This is a genomic window from Bradyrhizobium sp. UFLA03-84 (assembly GCF_002289535.1).
In the GTDB taxonomy this organism is placed as follows: domain Bacteria; phylum Pseudomonadota; class Alphaproteobacteria; order Rhizobiales; family Xanthobacteraceae; genus Bradyrhizobium; species Bradyrhizobium viridifuturi.
Map to the genome: position 1 here is coordinate 1 of NZ_NSJY01000021.1, position 1,365 is coordinate 1,365.

Annotated in this window: 1 protein-coding gene; it reads left to right on the forward strand. The window is 59.1% G+C overall.

All coding sequences use genetic code 11. From position 1 onward, the window contains the following. Positions 1 to 67: 67 nt before the first annotated feature. Positions 68 to 1,117, forward strand: coding sequence for an IS110 family RNA-guided transposase (locus CK489_RS40470; protein WP_095731027.1), 1,050 nt, complete (start codon positions 68 to 70; stop codon positions 1,115 to 1,117). Positions 1,118 to 1,365: the final 248 nt, after the last annotated feature.

Consider the following 1,365-nt stretch of genomic DNA (forward strand, 5'->3'; position numbering starts at 1 on the left):
AGCTAATGGGATGGTCCACTCCGTCCTCCCAGTGCAACAATGGCGGTGCAGACAAGGAGGAGTGGTCATGGCAAATCGCGAACCAACGAACGTGGCGGTCTATGGAGTCGATCTTGGCAAGAACGTCTTCCACATCGCAGGAGCCGATGCCGATGGCGCGATTATCGGCAACTGGAAATTCCGACGCGATAAGCTGCTGCAGTTCTTTAGAGAGGCTCAACCAGCGCTGATTGGTATGGAGGCCTGCCCCGGTTCACAATGGCTGGCACGTCACCTGCAGACATTTGGGCATCGTGTTCGCATCATTCCGGCCCAATTTGTGAAGCCCTATGTCAAGTCGAATAAGAACGACGTGATCGACGCGGCTGCGATCGCCGAGGCTGTCACGCGGCCGACCATGCGCTTTGTTGAGATCAAGACGGAGACGCAGGCGGAGCTGCAAGCGCTTCACCGTATCCGCGACCGCATGGTAACCGGGCGAACCCGGCTGATCTGCCAGATGCGAGCGCTGTGTATCGAGTTCGGCGTCGCAATCCATCAGGGTGTGGGTAAATTCAAGGCAGACATGCCGCGAGTACTGGCCAACGAGGAAAACGACCTGACGCCGATGATGCGCCGGCTGCTGGGAGATCTGTTCGGCGATCTGCGCCATCTCGAAGAGCGGATCACCGAAGTCACCCGTGAGATTGAAGCAAATGCTGCACAGGACGAGCGATCTCGACGGCTGATGACCGTACCCGGCATCGGCCCACTCATCGCCACCGCAATCCTGGCTTCGGCTGGAGACGGTCGGCAGTTCCGCACGGCACGAGACATGGCAGCTTGGCTGGGCCTCGTCCCAAGACAGCATTCCACTGGCGGAAAGACGACACTGCTGGGAATCAGCCGCCGAGGGAACCGCTACTTGCGGCGCTTGCTCATCCACGGCGCACGATCCTGTGTCATCCACCTTGATCGCAGCCGAGACCGGCTCGGCGCCTGGATCGACACCTTGCAGAAGCGCATGCACATCAACAAAGTCACGGTTGCATTGGCAGCAAAGATCGCTCGCGTCGCATGGGTGATTCTCAATCGGCCGGGAGCAACCTACGAACGCCGTGATCCCACGGTGGCGTAGAGTTCTAGGTCGACAGACTGCGAGGCTCGAGGAAACGATGACGAGACAGTTGATCGGCGCACTGTAAGCCTTCCTGCCGAAAGCGTGCTCCAGCACGACGAAGCTATCCAGGAACAGCGCGCGCGTATCTCATCTTGGCCTGGCTGCAACCGCAGCTCACTCGCGAGAGGCCGGATACATTTAAGCAGACTGTGCTCGTTACGAGACCGAAAAGCCTTGCACGGACGGAGTGGACCATACATTTCGGC